The sequence below is a fragment of the Metabacillus sp. KUDC1714 genome, assembly GCF_014217835.1.
In the GTDB taxonomy this organism is placed as follows: domain Bacteria; phylum Bacillota; class Bacilli; order Bacillales; family Bacillaceae; genus Metabacillus; species Metabacillus rhizosphaerae.
In genome coordinates this window covers 5,473,277-5,496,188 of the sequence record NZ_CP055263.1, presented here as the reverse complement: position 1 = coordinate 5,496,188, position 22,912 = coordinate 5,473,277, and the positions used below count along the sequence as shown (strand labels likewise).

The window sequence follows — 22,912 nt, the reverse complement described above, 5'->3', positions numbered from 1 at the left end:
TTAAGTGTGCGTAAAGTTTTAATGAATTTATAAATTTGTACATAAGCTAAATTTATATGTAGGGTTTTTAACAGGAAACCACGAAAGTATAAGGGTACAAAGACTTTTAAGATGATTTTGACTTATAATATGTAATCTTTTTGTAAAAGGCTTTTACAAAAGTGGTAGGAAAAGGCGGGGTTACATGGATCAGTTTAAGAACGATCTAAAGGAAGAGCAATCGAGAATAAATTTTGTTAGGAATAAAATGATCGAAGATGTTGCTTTTTTACAAAAACAAACATCCTCGGTGAAAACGGATATCGTCAACATTCGTAAAAACTTTTGGGATGACGTCACTGTCAATATGGATGATGCAGTTGAAGCAGGGGAAACAGCAACAAGTATTAAGCAGCAAGCAGAATTTTTATCCGAACGTGAGCATCGTCATAAACACCTTGATCGTGATTTGAAAAATTTAAAAAGACTTATTGATACCCCTTATTTTGCGCGTATAGATTTTTTAGAGGATGGGGAAAGAGTATTAGAAAGCATTTATTTAGGAATTGCTTCCTATCTTGACCGTAACTCAGATGAGTTTTTAGTCTATGATTGGCGAGCGCCAATTTCAAGTTTGTATTATGATTACTCACTTGGACCTGCAGAATTTACTGCACCTGGTGGAACTGTTCGTGGTGAGTTAAAGCTTAAAAGGCAATTTATTATTAAGGATGCAATTATTGAAGGTATGTTTGATTCCGGAATTACAATCGGAGATGAGCTTCTTAAAGAAGTACTTGGGAAACAGTCAGATACACAAATGAAGAATATAGTTGCTACAATTCAGCAGGAACAAAACAAAGTGATTCGAAACGAAAAAGGAAAGCTCCTTATTGTTCAAGGTGCAGCTGGAAGTGGTAAGACTTCTGCCGCTCTCCAACGAGTAGCATTCCTCTTGTATAAATATCGAGAAACATTAGAAGCTGAGGAAATTCTTTTATTTTCACCAAATCCGATGTTTAATAGCTATATTAGAAATGTTTTACCAGAGCTTGGTGAAGAAAATATGCAACAAACAACGTTTCAACAATATTTACAACATTCTCTTGGAGAATATTTTGAGATTGAGGATCCGTTTTCTCAGATGGAGTATATGTTAACTGCACAAAAAGAAGATTTTTATGAAATAAGACATAAAGCGGCAAAGTATAAATCCTCTTTTCAATATATGGATAAAATAGAAAGTTATCTTACTTATTTAGGTAAGCAAGGGATGGTTTTTCAAGATATCACATTTAGAGGTAATGTGCTTTTTAGCTCGGACGCAATTTATACCTATTTCTACTCGCTTAGCCCAACGATTTCGATTACTAATCGAGTAAAACTCGTTTCAGATTGGTTGGTAAGTGAACTAAAGAAACTTGAGAAAAAAGAGCGAAATAAGGAATGGGTAGAAGAAGAGATTCAGTTTTTAAGTAAAGAGGAATATCAATTTTATTATCAAAAGCTGAGTAAGCAAAAAAGGTTTTCCCAGGATACGTTTGATGATTTTAATCGTGAGCAAGAAAACTTAAGTAAATATGTTGTGAAACGTCATTTCAATTCAATTAAAAAGCAAATTGCTACCCATGACTTTATTGATATACCAGCCATTTATCAGCAATTGTTTAAATTGCCAGGAGAAACCTTTGAAGAAAACGTAGGTGATGAAATTTCAGACTCAGATTGGGCAGATATTTGCTCATTTTCAATTAATGAGATTAACCATGAAAGGCTCACCTATGAGGATGCAACACCATTTTTATATGTTAAGGAGAAAATAGAGGGTTTTAAAGTAAATACTAGTGTTAAATATGTGTTTATCGATGAAGCCCAAGATTATTCTGCATTTCAATTTGCTTTTATAAAGCATATATTTCCAAATGCGAGATTTACTGTGCTTGGTGATTTGAATCAAGCGATTTATGCACATCATTCTTATTCAGGGATTGAAGCGCTTAAGTTTTTATTTGATTCTGAACGAACGGAAAGGATTGAGCTAAAAAGGAGTTATCGTTCAACTAAACAAATTATTGAATTTACACGTGCACTACTGGAAAACGGAAACGAAATAGATCCCTTTAATCGGCAAGGCAGTAAGCCGGTTATGGTTGAAAAAGACTCTACAGAAGCGTTAATAAACGGGATTGCTCAAAGAGTTAAAACACTAGATTCGTACAAGTCAATTGCAATTATTTGTAAAACAGCGCAGGAAAGCGAAAATGTATATAAATTACTAAAAGAGAAAACGGAAGTTCATTTAGTTGATAAAAGAACTAATGAATTTGGTTTAGGAGTCGTCATTATTCCGGCTTATTTAGCAAAAGGCATTGAATTTGATGCAGTTTTCATATTTAATGGGTCTAAGGAGCAATATGGATCTGAAGATGTTAGAAAACTTTTCTATACTGCATGTACACGGGCAATGCATGAATTATTTGTGTATTATAAAGGAGAAATAACCCCATTTATCAGTGAAATACCACAGCACCTATATAATGAAGAGTTTTAGTATGTACGAGGGAGGGACAGTGTGGAAATCCTTGCAAACCTACCATATATAATAATTACGAGATCGATTGAAAATAATATTCAGTTCCAAAGGGAAGAGGAGCACGAGATTACATTGTCTTCTCAGCAGGTTTGTACATCTTTTGATTCTTTTTTATTGGATGAAGTATTAGATATTTCATACCGCTTTTTTTCAAAAGACATGGGTTTTCTCTATTTGCACACGACAAAAGGGATGCATGCTTATGCAGTAAAAACAAGTCCAAAGCCCTTTATCGAGAAATTTAAAAGTATTAAGTAATTTCATTAGAAAGGGACTATTATTATCAACCAATATGTTGACAAAATAGTCCCAGGTGTAATATTTATGTATTACGATTGATTTCAAACTTTTTCATTTCAATAAAACGTTTAAAATCTTCTTTGCCTATCCCAGATCTCATCGCTTCTTTTACCAAGTACATTATCTCTTGATTAACATTAACAGCATCCCCAGCAAGAAAAACATTATTGTTAGCGTTCATACCTTTCCCCCTTAAGATGTTTTTAGAGATAATACCCTTTATTTTAAGAAACAAAACCTAAAAATAAGTTTTTTAAGTGAAAATAAAAACCTGACAGGTCATTGACCTGTCAGGACACTAGATTAAAAGATATTCAAAATATAAGCTATGTTTACTCAAGTAAATCTTTGCAATTAAATCCTTGTTGTTTTAGCATTTGAGGTACATCTTTATAATTGTTGTTATAATGGCTTTCTTTATAAAAACTTGAAATTCTATTTGTCCATGTTGAGTTATTTTGCCCATTTGATTTTATCAATTGTTGTTCTTTAAAAACCTCATTATATGACTTTATGTACTTCTCTTGGTTGTTGTTGTATTCTTCTTTATGAACAAAAGTCTCTTTAGCTAAACGCGGATTTAATCCTGGATCGTCGCTTCCATAACCAATACATAAACCAGCAATTGGAATAACATACTGTGGTAACTGTAACAGTTCAATTACTTCAAGGGGCTGTCTGCGTATACCACCTATCGGTACAACACCTAAACCTAAAGATTCTGAAGCTGCTATGGCATTGCTTAGCGCAATGCCAACGTCTGTTGCTCCAACTAAAAGGATATCTGCATCATGAATAGCTTCGAATGGTACATTTTCGATGTCACTTGCCATTTTTGCTCGATTAAAATCAGCACAAAAGACTAAAAATGTTGGTGCTAGCTTAATGTGTTCTTGATTCCCGCAAAATGTTGCGAGCTTTTGTTTCCGCTCCTTATTTTGCACAACAATTACAGAAACTTGCTGACCATGAATCCATGTAGGAGCTGCTTGTGCAGCCGAGAGTATCGCATTAAGATGTTCATTTTCAATCTGTTTTTCTTCAAATTTTCGAAATGAACGATGACTTGTTAATGTTTTAATAACTTCATTCATGCTTAATCCTCCTCAATCACTAATGCAGTAACTGTACTTTACTTTGGTATTATTTTCAAATAATTCGATTTAAATGATAAACTAAGTAACAAAGTAGTGCTATTCATCAGGCTTTTCAAAAGACGATCTGCGGGTAATGTGATGACGAAAGCTAATCACAAATATAATTATGAGATAGTTTCTAAGTAAACAAAAAACAAAAGGATGGGTGGGGTGACATTGTTAATAAACTCCTTTTTGAAAAACATTCTACGATTAACTAAATCGAAAATTGCTCCTAACAATTTTCTAGTAATTGCCCATCGCGGTGCTTCTGGCTATGCACCCGAGAATACGATGGCTGCATTCAAAAAAGCGCTAGAGTTAAAAGCTGATTATATTGAGTTAGATGTACAGATGACAAAGGATGGCAAGCTAGTTGTCATACATGATACGAATGTATCACGAACAACAAACAGTGAAGGTGAGGTAAGGGATTTTACCTTTCAAGAATTAAAAAAACTTGATGCAGGAAGATGGTTTCATATGAAATTCTCAGGACAAAGGATACCTAGTCTTCAAGAGGTGATTTCGGAATTTCATGGGAAACTTGGATTGTTAATCGAGATAAAAAATCCAAATTTATATCCAAACATTGCTGAGGTACTTGCAGATGAACTAAAGAAGAACAACTTGCATAACCTAGATAACAATGAAGTGATTGTCCAATCTTTTGACTTTGAGTTATTACAACGGTTTAATAAATTTGTTCCAAATGTACCATTAGGTCTACTTGTTAAATATCGTGTACATGGTATTTCGAATGTACAACTTAAAGAATGGTCTACACTTGTTCAATATATAAATCCAAATAAAGCACTCGTCACAAAAAAGTTAGTTAAAAGAATACAGTCTTATAAATTAAAGGTTATGCCTTACACAGTAAGAGATTTGAAGTCAATTAAGGGATTATTGGATGCAAAAGTAGATGGAATTGTTACAGATTATCCGGATTACTTCAAGGAGTGAATATCATTAAAGGCTGATACCAATGGTGTCAGCCTCTTTAATCGTTAAAGAATTTATAATATTCTTGAACTTTTGATAGCGCTTTGACATCCAGCTCCAGCGTCTTATGCCTGCCTTAGTCTGATCAAGGCGCTTGTGCTTTTGTTCATTCATGAATTTTCTTGCTGTTGGCCAATTTCTTTCTCAGCGATTAAGGAGTTAGCAACCTCTTGGTGTTTATGCTCATTTACAGAATCGCCATCAATATTTTTTAGATTTGGAAATGTGCCATCTGTTTGCAATGTTATTTGTTCTTTTTTTGGTGCGTTTGTCAAATAGGTTTCTTTTTTCATAATCTACAAAGCCCCCTTGAGTCTTTATTTAACCCCATTTCATTTATTATAGTTTTAGCTAAAGTAAGATCTCTCATTCCTTTGTCTAATGAACAGGTGAATAAAGTTTTATAATTAGAAGACTCAGTGATGAAAAACAATGGATTGAAAACGCTTATATAATAGAAGAAACTCGTCCTGATTTAAGAGGTAGTTCCCAATTATTCCCTAAAGAGAAGCTGATGATTATTTGTTATGATGTATTACGTAAGGCTAACCCAGATAGTAAAGCTAGCCTTATGTAATGATAACTATTGATATTGCTCTAGGATTGAAAAGAATTCCTTAACATATTCAAAAAAGACTTTTTCAGAAGGAGCCAGTTCTCTTTTACTCGAAATAATGATCCCGACGGTTCTTCTCACGATTGGAAGCTCAATCGGTATTTTTACAGTAAACCGTGGAATCGCCTCGTGGAATGTACTGTCAGGTAATAAAGTGACACCCATTCCTGCTGAGACTAATCCTTTAATTGCATCTAAATCTTCACCTTCTGAGGAAATGCTAGGAATAAAGCCAGCTTGTTTACAAGCATTAATCGCAATTTCTTGGAGAATATAACCTCTTGGAAATAAGACAAAATCATCATTCCTTAATTCATTAAGGAGAATGCTTTTTTTAGAAGCTAATGGGTGTGAAACGTGAATTAATGCTGATATATTTTCTGAAAATAAAATCGTACCTGAAATCTCAGGAATATTTTGTGGGACAGGTCCGATAAATGCTAAATCAATTTCACGATTGATGACAGAGTCGATTAAAAACTTGTAGGAACCTTGCCTTAAATGAAATGCAACATTCGGGTATTTTTCTTTAAAAGCTGTGATAACTGTTGGCAATAAATGACTAGCAAGGCTTGTAGGGAACCCGATCTTAATCGATCCTCTTTCAGGATCAAGATGTTCATCAATTTGTTTCTTTGCATAGTCGATTGCTTTTATTGCTGTTTTCGTATGCTCAAGAAATATCTTACCTATCGGAGTAAGTTTTACATTTCGTCCTTCTCTTTCGAATAATGTAACACCTAGCTCTGCCTCTAAATTTGCAATCTGCCTGCTGATAGCAGATTGAGCAACATGTAAAAACTGAGCAGCTTCTGATACATGTTCTCGCTCAGCTACTTCCATAAAATAATATAATTGACGTAATTCCATCGTGTCCTCCGATCATATATATCAAAATTAGATTAATTAGAACAAAACCTATATATATCAAAATTAGATTGAATCTATCTAAATTATATATTGTTAACATCAATTTGCAAAGATATAATGTAATTATCTGAAAATTATCGGGTGTAAGATTATCTAACGGGGGGAGATATACATGACTTACAATCAAATTCCAAAAGCACAAGGTCTCTACCGTCCTGAATTTGAACATGACGCATGCGGTATTGGTTTATACGCTCATATTAAAGGCCACGCTACACATGATATTGTAAAAAAAGGACTAAACATGCTTTGTCAATTAGACCACAGGGGCGGACAAGGCAGTGACCCACTTACAGGAGATGGCGCTGGTTTAATGGTGCAAATTCCTGATGCATTCTTCAAAAAAACTTGCCAGGAGATGAATCTTCCTGAAAGTGGTCGTTATGGTGTAGGGATGATGTTCTTTTCTAATGACGACGCAGAACGATTACAAATTGAGGAACAACTTAACAATTTTATTGAAGCAGAAGGTCAGCAGATATTAGGCTGGAGAAACGTTCCTGTCAATGCTGATGATATTGGACCTGTTGCGAAAATGAGCTGCCCAGTTGTTCGCCAAGTTTTTATTGGAGCAAATGATAGCATTGAAGATAATATTACCTTTGAACGTAAATTATATGTGATTCGTAAACAAGCTGAAAATTGGGCTAGAGAACGTGAACTACGTTTCTACTTTACTAGTCTTTCAAGCAGTACTATCGTTTACAAAGGTCTTTTAACTCCTGAACAGGTTGATGCTTTTTATCTAGATCTGCAAGATGAAGACTTTGTATCAGCATTTTCTTTAGTTCACTCACGATTTAGTACGAACACATTCCCAAGCTGGGAAAGAGCACATCCAAATCGTTATTTAATTCATAATGGTGAAATTAATACACTTCGTGGAAACATGAATTGGATGAAAGCGAGAGAGCAACAGTTTGTATCTGAAGCATTTGGTGATGATCTTGAAAAAGTTCTACCAATCTTAGATGCAGATGGAAGTGACTCTTCAATATTAGATAATGCATTTGAATTCTTCGTATTAGCAGGACGTAAACCAGCACATGCTGCGATGATGATGATTCCTGAGCCTTGGACTGAGAATCCTCATATGAGTCCTGAGAAGAGAGCATTTTATGAATACCATAGTTGCTTAATGGAGCCATGGGATGGTCCGACCGCCATTTCATTTACAAATGGAAAGCAAATTGGTGCTATTTTAGATAGAAATGGTTTACGTCCAGCACGTTACTATGTAACGAAGGATGATTATATCATCTTCTCATCTGAGGTAGGAGTTATTGAAGTAGAAGAAGAGAATGTACTTTATAAAGATCGTTTAAGTCCTGGTAAAATGCTGCTAATTGACTTAGAAGAAGGCCGTATTATTTCTGATGATGAAATTAAAGATGAAATGGCAAATGAAGAGCCTTATCAAGAATGGTTAAATGACCAACTAATTAAACTTAATGATACAGAGATGCTTGTTGAAGAAGTGATTTCAGACCTTTCAGAGCGTCAACGTGCATTTGGGTATACGTATGAAGATATTCAAAAATATTTACTTCCAATTATTACAGAAGGTAAGGATCCACTTGGATCAATGGGGAATGACACACCACTTGCTGTGCTGTCAGATCGTCCACAATCATTATTCAATTACTTTAAACAACTATTTGCCCAAGTTACAAACCCGCCAATTGATGCAATTAGAGAGCAGATTGTAACTTCAACTATGACATTGTTAGGTACAGAAGGTAACATCCTTCATCCAAATAAAGGTAATGCTCGTAGAATTCAACTGGATTCTCCAGTTCTTTCTAACGATCAATTATCACAATTACGTTTGAACCTTTATCCTGGGTTTAAAAGCATAACAATCGACACTTTATTTACAGAAAATTTAGAGTCTTCTTTACAAGAGATTTTTGCTGAAGCAGAAAAAGCAATTGCTGAAGATGTTAATATCATTATCTTATCTGATCGTGCGATGAATTCAGAGAAAGTGGCGATTCCTGCATTATTAGCAGTCAGTGCTTTACATCAGCATCTAATTCGTCAAGGAACACGTACAAAGGCAAGCATAGTGATCGAATCAGGAGAGGTTAGAGAGGTTCATCATTTTGCGGCTTTAATTGGATATGGTGTTGATGCGATTAATCCTTACCTAACTTTTGCAACTTATAAAGAAGCTGTGTTAGACGGAAGTTTAACTGTGAGCTATGAGGAAACAGTTGCGAAATACATCAAGGGTGTTACAGAAGGTGTCGTAAAAGTAATGTCTAAAATGGGGATTTCAACTGTACAAAGCTACCGTGGCGCACAAATTTTTGAAGCTGTAGGTATATGTTCAGATGTAATCGATCGTTTCTTTACTGGAACAGCATCACAGCTCGGTGGAATTGATTTAGAAACAATTGCTACTGAAGCTACATTACGTCATAAAGATGCTTATTCAGACAAAGTAGATAAGACATTAGATTCAGGTAGTGACTTCCAGTGGAGAAAAACAGGTGAATTTCACGCGTTTAATCCGACAACAATCCATACTTTGCAATGGGCTTGTCGTAAAAATGATTATGACCTATTTAAAAAATTCTCAACTTCTGCAAATGAAGAGAGAATCGGCTTCTTACGTAACTTATTTGCATTTAATAATGAGAGACAAGCGATTTCAATTGATGAAGTTGAATCAGTAGATTCTATTGTTAAACGATTTAAAACAGGTGCAATGTCATTTGGATCTTTAAGTAAGGAAGCTCACGAAACATTGGCTATTGCTATGAACCGTTTAGGCGGAAAAAGCAACAGTGGTGAGGGTGGAGAAGATTCAAAACGTTACATCGCTGATGAAAACGGTGATTTCCGCCGCAGTGCGATTAAACAAATTGCTTCAGGACGTTTTGGTGTGAAAAGTCATTATTTAGTCAATGCTGATGAACTTCAAATCAAAATGGCTCAAGGAGCTAAGCCTGGTGAGGGTGGTCAATTACCTGGTAATAAAGTATACCCTTGGGTTGCAGATGTTCGTGGTTCTACACCTGGTGTGGGATTGATTTCACCTCCTCCACATCATGATATTTACTCAATTGAAGATTTAGCACAGCTTATTCATGATTTGAAAAACTCAAATCGCGATGCGCGTATAAGTGTTAAGCTAGTTTCTAAATCTGGAGTAGGTACAATTGCAGCTGGTGTTGCAAAAGGTGCTGCAGATGTTATTGTCATTAGTGGTTATGATGGTGGTACAGGTGCATCTCCGAAAACGAGTATTAAGCATACCGGTTTACCTTGGGAGCTTGGATTAGCTGAAGCACATCAAACATTGATGTTAAACGGTCTACGTGATCGAGTTGTATTAGAAACAGATGGGAAATTAATGACAGGTCGCGATGTTGTTATGGCAGCCCTATTAGGTGCAGAAGAATATGGCTTTGCAACAGCTCCTTTAGTTGTTATGGGTTGTATTATGATGCGTGTTTGTCATTTGGATACTTGTCCAGTTGGTGTCGCAACACAAAATCCAGAGCTTCGTGATAAATTTACTGGTGATCCTGATCATATTGTTAACTACATGCGTTTTGTTGCACAAGAGGTTCGTGAAATCATGGCTGAGCTTGGCTTCAGAAACATGGAAGAGATGGTTGGTAGCACAGATGTATTACAAGTAAGCGATCGTGCAAAAGCACACTGGAAAGCAAAACACTTAGATTTAACTACACTTTTATATCAGCCTGAGGGTGTACGTACTGCTAAATTTAAGCAAAACCATAAAATTGAACAATCACTTGACATGGTTGAAATTTTACCTGCAGTGGCGAAAGCAATTGAAACTGGAACTTCGGTTGATGCATCATTTACGATCAAAAATATTAACCGTGTTGCAGGAACAATTGTCGGCAGTGAAATTTCTAAACGTTATGGTGAAGAAGGATTACCTGAAGATACAATTACACTACGCTTTACAGGATCAGCTGGTCAAAGCTTTGGAGCATTCATTCCTAAAGGTGTAACAATGCATTTAACTGGTGATTCCAATGACTATGTTGGTAAAGGATTATCTGGTGGTAAGATTATTGTTGCTCCACCTGAAGAATCAAGCATTGTGTCAGCTGACAATGTCATCATTGGTAACGTTCCGTTCTATGGGGCAACTAGTGGTGAAGCATACATCAATGGACGTGCAGGTGAGCGTTTTGGTGTTCGTAACTCTGGTGCAAATGTGGTTGTTGAAGGTGTCGGTGATCACGGCTGTGAATATATGACTGGTGGCCGTGTTGTAATCCTAGGAGAAGTAGGTAAGAACTTTGGTGCAGGTATGTCAGGTGGAATTGCTTACGTACTTGCTGATAATAAAGAAGAATTTAAAGCTCTATGTAACTCTGAAATGATTGAATTCGAAAGCTTAGTTGATGACGAAGAAATCAGATTGGTCGAGGATATGATTCAAGCTCATTTCCGTTATACAAATAGCGCGAAGGCTGAGTTTGTATTAGAGCAATGGAATGAAACTTTACCGAAATTTGTAAAAGTAATTCCAAAGGATTACAAACGTATGATGGAAAAAATTGCTGAACAAATGCAAGCGGGATTAACAAATGACGAAGCTATCATGAGTGCGTTTGAAGCAAATGCAAAATCTGAAAAAAAGGGACCTGCGTCTAAAACAGCGCGTTCCAAAGCAGTAGTACAGTAGAAAGGGGAGAGGAAGATGGGGAAAGCAACAGGATTTTTAGAATTTAAACGTGAAGAGGCGGCCGAACGTGAGCCTCTTACACGTTTAAATGACTGGAAAGAGTATTCAGCTCCTTTCTCTGAGGATAAGTTAAGCAGACAAGGAGCGCGCTGTATGGACTGCGCTACTCCTTTCTGTCACATTGGTACTGAGATTAATGGTTTCACTTCAGGATGTCCAATTCATAACTTAATTCCTGAGTGGAATGACTTAGTCTATCGTGGAAGATGGAAAGAAGCATTAGACCGTTTATTAAAAACAAATAATTTTCCTGAATTTACAGGAAGAGTATGCCCTGCACCATGTGAAGGATCATGTAACGTTGCGATTTCAGACCCAGCTGTTACGATTAAAAACATTGAAAAAGCAATTATTGACAAAGGCTTTGCAAATGGATGGATTACACCACGTATTCCAGAAAAACGTACAGGTAAAAAAATCGCAATTGTTGGTTCTGGACCTGCTGGTTTAGCAAGTGCTGACCAGCTAAACCAAGCTGGCCACCTTGTTACTGTTTATGAACGAGCAGACCGTCCGGGTGGATTATTAACTTATGGTATTCCAAACATGAAGCTTGATAAAGGGATTGTGGAACGACGTATCAATTTACTAAGCCAAGAAGGAATTACCTTTATTACTAATACTGAAATTGGAAAAGATATTACCTCTGAAGAACTACGTGAACAATACGATGCAGTCATCCTTTGTGTTGGGGCACAAAAGCAACGTGACTTAGTTATTGAAGGTCGCGAGGCAAATGGTGTTCATTTTGCAATGGATTACTTAACAACTTCAACAAAAAGCTATCTTGATTCTAATTTTGAAGATGGCAATTTTGTAAATGCTGAAGGTAAAGATGTAATCGTAATTGGTGGTGGAGATACAGGTGCTGACTGTGTAGCTACAGCTATTCGTCAAAATTGCAAAAGCGTTGTTCAATTTGGTAAACATCCAAAACTTCCAATGTCTCGTACACATGAAAATATGTGGCCTGAAGCTCCACATGTATTCACGATGGAATATGCTTATGAGGAAGCCGAAGCGAAATTCGGTAATGACCCTCGTGAATATTCTATTCAAACGAAAAAGCTTGTTTCAGATGAAAATGGAAATCTAAAAGAGCTGCATACAATTCAAATGGAAAAACTTAAGGATGAAAATGGCTTATACTACTTCAAAGAAATTCCAGGTAGTGAAAAAGTTTGGCCTGCTCAATTAGTTTTCATCGCTATTGGATTTGAAGGTGCAGAACAACCAGTATTAAAGCAATTTAACGTTGAGACAACTGCTAGAAATGTTGTTGCAGCAAAATATGGCGACTTTAAAACAAACGTTGAGGGCGTCTTTGCTGCTGGGGATGCAAGACGTGGTCAAAGCTTAATCGTTTGGGCGATTAACGAAGGCCGTGAAGTTGCACGTGAAGTTGATGTTTATTTAATGGGTAGTACGGTTTTAGCGTAAATTATCATATATAAAAGATAATGGCATGAAGTGTTTGCAAAAACACTTCATGCCATTTTTTTGTATTCCTTAATTGATAAAACAATAAAATACTATTCTTGCAAAAATGTATTTATTTAAAAATATATACCTATCAAAAATGTACGATAGTCTTATTATGATTCCTTTGCTTATGATAAAAGAAAGGTTTTTAGGTTAACGACAAAATTTGAAAGGAAGAGCTAATTTTGAGTGAAAAACTTTATCATGGAGCAGCTTATTATCCTGAATTATGGACTGAGGATGTCATTGAACAGGATATTAAGCTAATGCTGGAAACGGGAATCAATGTTGTTAGAATTGGAGAATTTGCTTGGTCAACAATGGAACCAATTGAAGACCAAATTAATCTGAGTTTTTTTAAGGTTATTGTGAATAAGCTTTATGAACACGGAATAGAGACTATATTTTGCACACCTACACCTACTCCGCCAATCTGGTTTACATATAAGCATCCTGAGCGAATGTATGTTGATCGTGATGGACGAACAATGGGACACGGCTCTAGACAGCATGCATGTACTAATAATCATTATTTTAGAGAAAGAGCAGCAATTATTACTGAGCATATTGTCCAAACACTTGGGAACCACCCGGGAATAATAGGTTGGCAGATCGATAATGAGTTTAAGTGTCATGTAAGTGAATGTATGTGTGAAACATGTAAATCATTATGGCATGAATGGCTGAAGAACCGCTATAAGACGATTGAAAATTTAAATGAAGCTTGGGGTACACATATATGGAGTGAATACTATCATCATTTTGAACAAGTGCCCCAGCCAGGTCCTGCACCATTTCTCCATAACTCTTCTTTAAATACTATGTATAAGATTTTTTCAATGGAAAAAATTGCAGAGTTTTCTGACCAGCAGGCTGAAGTTATTAGAACCTATTCAAGTGCACCAATAACTCATAATAGCAGCATTGCTTTCAGTGTTGATAATGAGCGGCTTTTTAAAAATCTTGATTTTGCCTCCTTTGACACATATGCATCGATTGAAAATTTCTCTGCATATTTAATTAATTGTGATTTATGGAGAAATTTTAAAAAGGGCAAAGAATTTTGGATAATGGAAACTAGTACATCCTTTGCGGCTTCATTAGAGAGCTGTGCATCACCACATCCAAACGGATATTTAAAGGCTGAAGCGGCTGCTGCCTATGCCTTAGGTGCCGAAGGTTTTTGCTACTGGCTTTGGAGACAGCAACGAACGGGATGTGAACAGCCCCATAGCTCCGTCATAAGTGCTTGGGGAAAGCCAACAGTAGGATACAAAAATGTCATAGAAGTTGAACATATGCGGAAAGAATTTGAGCCAATCATTCTGTCTACAAAACCTGTACAGGCTGATTTAGCGATCACCTATTCTGATCGAGCAAAAGTTTTTTTAGCAACAGAGCCGCACAAAGGGTTAAATCATCGCGGTTTAGTAACAAATTATTATGAGCGTATATTATCAATGGGAATTCATCGTGATGTAATACCTGAAGGAGCTAGTTTTGAAGGATATAAAGTTGTCCTTACGCCATTCATTCATTTTTTATCTGATGATTATTTGATACGTGGTAAACATTTTGTTGAAAATGGCGGGATTTGGATTGTAGGTCCTTTAACTGGAGGCCGTACTGAAGAACATACTATCCACACAGATCGTGCATTAGGAGAACTTGAAAAGCTAGCAGGTGTTAAAGTGCTTTTTACTTATCCTATGGATCAGAGTGGAACAATCGGTTCTGCATTTGGCTGTTCAGCACCTTTGGGATTGTGGAGTACAGTTTTTGAGTACAGCGAGGAGCATTCAGTTGGCACCATTACGGAAGGATTATCTGCAGGAAAATCATTCTTGACAGAGCATTCGCTTGGAAAAGGGAAGATCGTTATGCTTGGAGCAATGCCAATAGGGCGTGAAGGAGATGTTCTCTTAAAAAGGATGATCGACCATTACTCTATTTTAGCTGAAGTTAATCAAAGAACAGATGTTACTCCTGGAACAATCGTAGCACCTAGAGAAAATGACCACTCTATAATATGGTTTATGATTAATATGGACGGTAATGGCGGTTCTGTGACAATACCCTTCAAGGGGTATGATATAAAAAACAAAATAGAGATAGAATCCGGGAAATTAGAAATTGGACCATTTGAATGCAAAATGGTTGAATTTCAAAAATAAAGGAGGAAACATTGAATGACAAAGGGGAAGAAATGGTCATCTGAACGAAAAAGTTTCCATGACCCGTTAACTGGCGTAGTAATAACACAATTAACTGATTATTACTCACATAGTTACCATTTATATTTCACTAATAACGCATGGTATGATGGGAACACAAAATTATTAATTGGTTCAGACAGAGGAAACAGTACAAATTTATATAGTATAGACTTACTAAGTGGAGATCTGACGCAATTAACAGACCTAAAACGAAATCAGAAAAAAGGAATTCAGGGTACTTTTATTAACCCACATAAAATGGAAGCTTATTTTACAATAGATAGGAGCATTGTGGCAATCAATCTGAAAACCTATCATGAGTCAACACTTTTTGAACTCCCAAAAGGCTATCAATTTAGTAATTTAAGTTGTACTTCTGACGGTAAACACCTTTGTTTCGGACTAACAGAAGATTTATCAAATTCGATAAAAAGCAATCTATCCGGCGGGTATATAGGTTTTGAGGATACGGAAGCTGCAAGACCACATTGCCAGATTTGTTTACTAACAATAGAAACAGGTGAGATAAAAACCATTCATGAAGAAAAGCGGTGGATTGGGCATGTTAATGCTTCTCCAACCCAGCCTAATTTGATAACTTTTTGTCATGAGGGACCTTGGGAGAAAGTAGATCATAGAATTTGGGTGCTTGATATAGACACAGGGCGTAAATGGAAGGTAGTTGAGGGAGAACCAAATCAATATGCAGGACATGAATATTGGCATGCAGATGGTTTGCGTATTGGCTACCATGGCTATACAGATTCATTAGATCGAAAGGATGAGAAGTTTTTAGGTTCAGTAAAATTTGATAATACAGAATATGAGCATTTCAATTTTCCGTACCAAAATATGCATATACATTCAAAAGATACTCAATTAATCGTCGGTGATGGCCAGCAAACGACTGCCTACCATGGTGAATATTATCAAGACTGTTTGTTTTTATGGAAGAAAAATAAGGATAAAATGGAGGGACCAAGAGTACTCTGTAAGCATCGCGGGAGTTTTCATATCCAACAAGTTCACGTTCATCCTTGCTTTAGTCCAGATAGCACAAAAATATTGTATACAAGTGATATGAGCGGATATGGAAACGTTTATTTAGTAGATGTTCCAGAATTCGAAGCTCTGCCAACACTAGATGATGATAGACTAAAAAGTTCAAAGTAGTTTATTAGTGTCAATGATTGTTTATTTAGAAGCAAATTATAGAAAAACTCCTGCAAAGTCCTGAGCTTTCAATTGATAAGCTCAGGACTTTATGTAATTCATTGCCTTTTGCAAAAATATGTTGAAAGACAAAAAAGTGATAATTAACAAAACCATCTGCAAATGCGTACTGATCAAAAAGAATCAAAATAGTCTGGTTGAAGGAAAGAATAATCTGAAAAATAATGAAGGTAGTCTTAAGTATTCAGATAATGCAGGAAAGGTTGTGTTGGTTTTGAAATTGAAATGGCTAAAACATAAGCCGAAAGGTCGATCAGGTGTTTCATGGGGTGTTCCGTGGGAGCGGGGAATTCTAAATAGAGAAGAAACTTTATGTCTAATGGACGATAATGGTAAGAAAACACCTATTCAAAGCTGGCCGATGGCCTATTGGCCGGATGGAACTGTGAAATGGACAGGACACAGTGCAGTTTTTCTAGCAAACGAACAGTCATATGAATTAACAGTTGGTAAAACTCAAATTCCGGAAAGCCCGTTACAAGTAATAGATTCAGAGAATCAAATTATTGTTGATACGGGAGAAATACAATGTATCATAAACAAACAAGGTACAAATTTCATTGAGGAAATTGTAAGCGATTCAAAAGTGATTGGGAATAAGGGGAAATTAATCTCAATCCAAGAAGTGCGGGATGAGACCTCTGGGAAAAAGACAATTCAGGAAATCCCACTTGAAAGCAACATAAAAGATGCAATAGTTGAACAGAACGGTTCAGTAAAATGTGTAATCAAAATAGATGGTGAACATGAAACGATTTCTAGTAACCACAAGCAAACATGGCTGCCTTTTCAATTACGTATCTATTTTTATGCTGGAACCTCATCGATAAAAATGGTTCATACATTTTTCTATGATGGAAATCCTCAAACAGATTTTATTAAAGGGCTTGGGATGGAATTTTCGATTCCTCTAAGTGGTGAAGCATGGAATCGTCATATACGATTTGCTGGTGATGTAGGAATCTATTCAGAACCTGCTCAGCTAATGTTAACGAGAAGACATCGAAATGCCGATGGACTATATGAAAAGCAAATTAGCGGAGAAATAGTGAATTTATTTGATAAACAACATCAGCCTTTGCTTGAACATGTTCAACAAAATGCAATCTGGAATGATTTTAAATTAACACAAGATTCAGCAGATCATTATCGAATAATGAAGCGTACAAATAATGGATATTCATGGGTTGAATCAACTCATGGTACTAGAGCCAAGGGATTAATTTATGCGGGTGGTGAAAGTGGCGGAATAGGAATTGGTGTTAAAAACTTTTGGCAGAAGTTCCCTTCAACTTTAGAAGTAATCGGTTTAAATAGAGCAGATACAAAGTTAAAGATCTGGTTTTGGTCTCCCGACTTTGAGGCAATGGATTTAAGACATTATAGTAATGAAACTCATGTGGTAAGTGCCTATGAGGGATTTGACGAAATGCGAGCAACACCATATGGAATAGCAAACACTAGTGAAGTTTTTTTACAGTGCTATACTGTTGTACCATCACATGAAGAGTTAGTAGAAAAAGCTGAAGAATGGCAATCACCGCCTCTATTAGTCTGTGAGCCAACCTATTATTATGAAACAAAAGCATTAGGTGTCTGGAGTTTACCAGATACAAGCCATCCAATAAAAGCTCAATTAGAATTAGAACTTGATAAGGCGATAAGCTTTTACAAATGTGAAATTGATCAACGTAGATGGTATGGATTCTGGAACTATGGAGATGTGATGCATACATACGATTCCGTCCGCCATCAATGGAGATATGATTTAGGTGGATTTGCATGGCAAAATACAGAGCTGGTGCCAAATATTTGGCTATGGTATGCTTTTTTACGTTCTGGTCGTGAAGATATCTTCATGATGGCTGAAGCGATGACCCGGCATACAAGTGAAGTAGATGTGTATCACTTTGGAGAATACGCCGGTCTGGGATCTAGACATAATGTAGTCCATTGGGGATGTGGCTGTAAGGAAGCAAGAATAAGCATGGCTGGCCTTCATAAATATTATTACTTTTTGACAACGGATGAACGAACAAGAGATTTATTAATCGAAGTAAGAGACGCAGATCAGGCGCTTGCAAATTTAGATCCAATGAGAGAATTCTATCCAGATCATCAATATAAGACACATGCTCGCGTAGGTCCGGATTGGGCAGCGTTTTGTTCAAATTGGCTTTCCGAATGGGAGAGAACAGAAAATACAGCCTATCGTGATAAAATTTCAACTGGAATAGAAGTGTTAAAACAATTACCATTACGTTTGCTTTCAGGTCCAAACTTTGGTTATAACCCAGTGACAAACGAACTGCTTCACATGGGAGATGGAAATTCTGGTGCTTATCATATGGTTATAGCTTTTGGTGGCCCTCAAGCATGGATGGAGCTATCCCAATTATTAGAAGATGATGAATGGGATGACATGTTGGTGGAATTTGGTGAATTTTACGTTTTAAGTGAAGAAGAAAAATTGATAAGAAGCAATGGGATTTTGCATGATAAATTGTTTAGTCTTCCAATGTTAGCGGCAGGTATGGTTGCCTTTGCAGCAGCAAAGAAAAAGGACCCTTCTCTAGCAAAAAAAGCTTGGAAGTTATTATTAGACGAAGAAATTAGTGAGATGAAGTTACCAATTGAAGAAAAAGAAGTTAAGGCATGGAGGCATTTGACAGAGGTTTCAACAATTACGACCAATACAACGTCCCAATGGTGCTTAAATACGATCATTGCCTTGGAATTGATTGGTGAGTATTTATCCTCAGATCAGCATCTAAGTAATAATGAGAATATCAAACTTCTAAATGAAATGAAATAAATGTATTGGATAAATAATGACATAGTAACTGACCTTAAACTAACCAAAATTTCATCTTACAAGAAAGTATTACCTAGACAAAAAAGTAGAAAACCACAGGGGAAATGCAGTATTTACAAGGGTTTTAAAGAAAACAAAAAATGATAATTGTTAGAAAAAAAGAATCGAATTAATGTAAAGGTAGAGGTCAAACCGATCACAACAGTGATGGATTGTATCTAAATAAAAAATCATTATAATACAGGGGGCTGGATTTTAAATGGGTAAAAGTAAAAAAGAATTAAGTAAAAAAATTGTCCTTCCATTACTTTCAACAATGCTTCTTTCTTCATCATTAGTAGCATGTAGTAATTCAGAAAAAACTAGTAAAGAATCCGGAAAAAGCGAATCAAATAATACTATATCAATTATGACAACGGCATATTCGCCAGAACCACCAGGTGAAGATAGTCCAGTATTTAAAGAACTTGAAAAATTTATGGAAACAGATATAAAAGTAAATTGGGTTCTTAATAGCTCGTATTCTGACAAATTAAATATTACATTAGCATCTGGAGAGCTACCGGATATTATGATGATTCCGTCAAAGATACCTAGTTTCATAAGTGCAGTTGAGGATGGGGCTTTTTGGGAACTTGGGCCATATCTTAAGGATTATCCTAATTTAAGTCAAGCAAATGAAATTACATTAAACAATAGCTCCATAGGTGGAAAGATTTACGGTATCTATCGTAGTCGACCATTAGGAAGAAACGGTATTACATTTAGAAAAGACTGGTTGGAAAATGTTGGTTTAAAAACCCCGAAAACAATCGATGATTTTTACAATGTATTGAAAGCGTTCACAGAGAATGATCCAGATGGAAATGGAAAAGATGATACTTACGGTATGGTTGTTTCAAAATACACAGGTCCATGGGATATCATGCAAACTTGGTTTGGAGCTCCAAATAAGTGGGGCGAAGACGCAGATGGTAACCTGCAGCCTGATTTTATGACAGAGGAATATTTAAACGCGTTAAAGTTCTTTAAAAAGCTCTATGATGAAGGATTGATCAATGAGGATTTTGCGGTAATGGATCCGCTAAAATGGGGTGACCCGCTTCTGAATGGACAAGCAGGTGTGATCGTCGATGTCGTGGACCGTGCCCATCGTGCAGAAGAAGATATGATTGCAGCAAATCCGAACTTAAAAGAGCCAATTGATGTTATTGGTGCTGTTGAAGGTCCAACAGGTCTACACAATTTACCTACATCTGGATATTCAGGTATGCTTGCCATTCCTAAATCCAGCGTAAAAACAGAGGAAGAGCTGAAGAAAGTTTTAGCTTTTATAGATAAGCTAAGTGAAGCAGAAGCTCAAACATTAGCCTACAATGGCTTAGAGGGACGTCATTACGAGTTAAAAGATGGTAATTTAGTTGAACTTACGGAAAATGATGAAGCTCTTATTAACGAGTTCACAGATTTGAATCAATTTCAGACGGGAATACCTGAGAATCGATTTATTCAGGCAGAACAAACTCCTTTGTTAGAAAAAGAAGAAATCGTTAAGACGGAAAATGAAGAAATTGTTGTACCAAACCCTGCTGAAGCACTCGTTTCCGAGGTTTACGCTCAAAAGGGTCAGCAATTAGACAATATTATCAATGATGCAAAAATTAAATTTATCGTTGGTCAAATTGATGAAGCAGGATTTAAAGACGCAATTGAATTATGGCGTAGTACTGGCGGAGACGATTATATTGATGAAATAAATCAATTATATAAAGAGGTAAACTGACAATTCCAAAAAAGTCTGTCTCAAAATCAAAGGGTCAGCCCCTTTTGAGATAGACTTTAATCAAAAAATAATTGTACTTCAAAGAAGGGAAGGGAGCGAAAGTGGCTTTTTTAAAAACTCAAAATGTTAAACAGGATTTCAGTCACTCAACGCCTTTATTGAGTGAAAAACAAACAACAACAATTACAAAACTACAACGCTTGAAAAGGGATAGATGGTTGTATCTATTATTAGTTCCTGGGATTCTATATTTCCTTATTTTTAAATATGCACCAATGTGGGGCATAGTCATCGCCTTTCAAGATTATTCTCCTTTTAAAGGCGTTTTTGGTAGCGAGTGGGTTGGATTTGAAAATTTTATAGACTTTTTTCAAAACCCAGATTTTTTTAGATTATTAAGAAATACCTTTATTCTAGCAGTATTAGATTTAGTATTCTTCTTTCCAGCTCCAATAATCTTATCACTTTTATTAAATGAATTAAGAATTAATTCGTATAAAAGAACTGTACAAACATTTATATATGTACCCCATTTTATGTCATGGGTCATTATTGCAAGTATTACGTATATCTTTTTTACTACAAGTGGTGGGGTAATGAATGAAATCGTTTCTTATTTCTATGGAAAGGAAATTAATTTCTTATCCTCCCCTGAGTGGTTTCGTCCATTAATTATGGGACAAATCATTTGGAAAGAAACAGGTTGGGGCACTGTAATTTTCTTAGCAGCCTTAGCTTCTGTTGACCAAGAACAGTACGAAGCAGCGATTGTAGACGGAGCAGGACGATTTCGAAGATTGTGGCATGTCACCCTTCCAGCTGTTAGAAGTACAATTGTAGTTTTACTTATATTGCGACTTGGAAACTTCCTTGATACAGGGTTTCAACAAATTTTCTTAATGTCGAATTCATTAAATCGAAGTGTTGCTGATGTATTTGATACGTATGTCTACTTTGTGGGGATTACACAAGGTGCATATAGTTATAGTACAGCAGTAGGCTTGTTTAAATCAGTCGTCGGCATCATTCTTGTTTTAGGTGCAAACAAGCTTGCGAAGAAATTGGGACAAGAAGGGATCTTTTAGTAGGTTTAAACTTAGAGGAGGTGCTTACAAATGGCGATGCCAAAAATGCACAATACTCCAGCAGGAAGAGTATTTGATGTATTTAACTTTATTTTTTTAGGAATAATCGCATTGTTGATGGTTTGTCCATTCTTATATATTATTGCTGGATCATTTGCTACAGAGGCTGAATTAACAAGAAGAAGCTTTTTTATCATTCCTGAAACATTTTCATTAGAATCCTATAAATATATATTTTCCACAGGTACATTTACACGCAGTATTTTAGTATCGATTGGTGTAACATTGGTAGGAACACTTGTATGTCTCTTTTTTACCTTTACGATGGCTTATCCACTTTCAAGAAAACATTTAATGGGACGTAGTACAATTATGAATCTCATTATATTTTCAATGTTATTTGGCGGAGGCATGATCCCTACCTATTTAGTGGTAAAATCATTGGGATTATTGGATTCCTATTGGGCATTGATATTGCCTTTAGCGATCAATCCGTTTAATTTAATTATTGTCAAAACATTTTTTCAAAATATTCCATTAGAATTAGAAGAGTCAGCTAAAATTGATGGTTGTACTGAATTTGGGATCTTCTGGAGAATTATGCTTCCATTATCAAAACCAGTGCTTGCAACCTTTGCGCTCTTTTATGCCGTAGCTATTTGGAATGATTTCTTTAGTGCATTATTATACATCAATGACAATACGAAATGGCCTGTTCAAGTATTGCTTCAACAAATTATTCTCCTTTCACAAACGATGTTAAACGATCCGACCTCAATGGGTGCTGAATATGTTGAACCCCCAGAGCAATCATTGAAACTTGCTGTCGTTGTCGTGGCAACATTACCGATCTTGATCATATACCCATTCCTTCAGAAGCATTTTGCAAAAGGAATGTTATTAGGATCTGTAAAAGGATAATTGAAAGAAAGGACAATTTATGGTTAGTAAATTGTCCTTTCATATGTAGTGATAAGATTGGATCATTTTTAATAAACCGC

Annotated in this window: 15 protein-coding genes; 11 read left to right on the top strand and 4 right to left on the bottom strand. The window is 36.0% G+C overall.

The window, feature by feature from the left end; all coding sequences use genetic code 11:
- Positions 1-184: 184 nt before the first annotated feature.
- Both helD and HUW50_RS25295 read left to right on the top strand, forming a co-directional pair.
- Positions 185-2,530, top strand: a complete 2,346-nt coding sequence (helD, locus tag HUW50_RS25300) for an RNA polymerase recycling motor HelD (protein ID WP_066334012.1) — start codon at positions 185-187, stop codon at positions 2,528-2,530.
- Positions 2,531-2,551: 21 nt separating this feature from the next.
- Positions 2,552-2,830 carry a hypothetical protein gene (locus HUW50_RS25295; protein WP_066334008.1) on the top strand — a complete coding sequence of 93 codons (279 nt, stop codon included), beginning with the start codon at positions 2,552-2,554 and terminating at the stop codon, positions 2,828-2,830.
- 64 nt (positions 2,831-2,894) lie between these two features.
- Here the strand turns inward: HUW50_RS25295 and HUW50_RS25290 are convergent, their stop codons facing one another.
- Together HUW50_RS25290 and HUW50_RS25285 are read right to left on the bottom strand one after the other, a co-directional pair.
- The gene (locus tag HUW50_RS25290; protein ID WP_157094413.1) at positions 2,895-3,053 is read right to left on the bottom strand and encodes an anti-repressor SinI family protein; all 159 of its coding nucleotides are present in this window, start codon (positions 3,051-3,053) and stop codon (positions 2,895-2,897) included.
- 151 nt (positions 3,054-3,204) lie between these two features.
- Complete coding sequence (locus HUW50_RS25285; protein WP_066334005.1) at positions 3,205-3,966, bottom strand: NADPH-dependent oxidoreductase; 762 nt, start codon at positions 3,964-3,966, stop codon at positions 3,205-3,207.
- A 213-nt stretch (positions 3,967-4,179) separates the two neighbouring features.
- Here HUW50_RS25285 and HUW50_RS25280 point away from each other — a divergent pair, with 213 nt between their 5' ends.
- Positions 4,180-4,974 carry a glycerophosphodiester phosphodiesterase gene (locus tag HUW50_RS25280; protein ID WP_260445607.1) on the top strand — a complete coding sequence of 265 codons (795 nt, stop codon included), beginning with the start codon at positions 4,180-4,182 and terminating at the stop codon, positions 4,972-4,974.
- A gap of 149 nt (positions 4,975-5,123) precedes the next feature.
- Here HUW50_RS25280 and HUW50_RS25275 read toward each other — a convergent pair whose 3' ends face one another.
- A complete protein-coding gene (locus HUW50_RS25275; protein ID WP_066327605.1) occupies positions 5,124-5,306 on the bottom strand; it encodes a hypothetical protein in 183 nt (60 codons plus the stop codon).
- 290 nt (positions 5,307-5,596) lie between these two features.
- A complete protein-coding gene (locus HUW50_RS25270) occupies positions 5,597-6,499 on the bottom strand; it encodes a glutamate biosynthesis transcriptional regulator GltC (RefSeq protein WP_066327604.1) in 903 nt (300 codons plus the stop codon).
- A 172-nt stretch (positions 6,500-6,671) separates the two neighbouring features.
- Here HUW50_RS25270 and gltB point away from each other — a divergent pair, with 172 nt between their 5' ends.
- The 8 genes from gltB (at position 6,672) to HUW50_RS25230 (ending at position 22,832) form a co-directional block, all read left to right on the top strand.
- Positions 6,672-11,237 (top strand): glutamate synthase large subunit, encoded by a 4,566-nt coding sequence (gltB, locus tag HUW50_RS25265; protein ID WP_185653479.1) that lies wholly within the window; start codon positions 6,672-6,674, stop codon positions 11,235-11,237.
- Between the two features lie 15 nt (positions 11,238-11,252).
- Complete coding sequence (gene gltD / locus HUW50_RS25260) at positions 11,253-12,737, top strand: glutamate synthase small subunit (protein ID WP_066327592.1); 1,485 nt, start codon at positions 11,253-11,255, stop codon at positions 12,735-12,737.
- Between the two features lie 227 nt (positions 12,738-12,964).
- The gene (locus HUW50_RS25255; protein ID WP_185653478.1) at positions 12,965-14,953 is read left to right on the top strand and encodes a beta-galactosidase; all 1,989 of its coding nucleotides are present in this window, start codon (positions 12,965-12,967) and stop codon (positions 14,951-14,953) included.
- 15 nt (positions 14,954-14,968) lie between these two features.
- On the top strand, positions 14,969-16,168 hold the full coding sequence (locus HUW50_RS25250) for an oligogalacturonate lyase family protein (protein ID WP_185653477.1): 1,200 nt from the start codon (positions 14,969-14,971) through the stop codon (positions 16,166-16,168).
- 265 nt (positions 16,169-16,433) lie between these two features.
- Positions 16,434-19,043: an exo-rhamnogalacturonan lyase family protein gene (locus HUW50_RS25245; RefSeq protein WP_232328979.1), complete on the top strand. Its 2,610-nt coding sequence runs from the start codon at positions 16,434-16,436 to the stop codon at positions 19,041-19,043.
- Positions 19,044-19,302: 259 nt separating this feature from the next.
- The gene (locus tag HUW50_RS25240; RefSeq protein ID WP_066327578.1) at positions 19,303-20,826 is read left to right on the top strand and encodes an extracellular solute-binding protein; all 1,524 of its coding nucleotides are present in this window, start codon (positions 19,303-19,305) and stop codon (positions 20,824-20,826) included.
- 158 nt (positions 20,827-20,984) lie between these two features.
- The gene (locus HUW50_RS25235; RefSeq protein WP_066327753.1) at positions 20,985-21,911 is read left to right on the top strand and encodes an ABC transporter permease; all 927 of its coding nucleotides are present in this window, start codon (positions 20,985-20,987) and stop codon (positions 21,909-21,911) included.
- A 36-nt stretch (positions 21,912-21,947) separates the two neighbouring features.
- Positions 21,948-22,832 carry a carbohydrate ABC transporter permease gene (locus tag HUW50_RS25230; protein ID WP_066327751.1) on the top strand — a complete coding sequence of 295 codons (885 nt, stop codon included), beginning with the start codon at positions 21,948-21,950 and terminating at the stop codon, positions 22,830-22,832.
- Positions 22,833-22,912 lie beyond the last annotated feature (80 nt).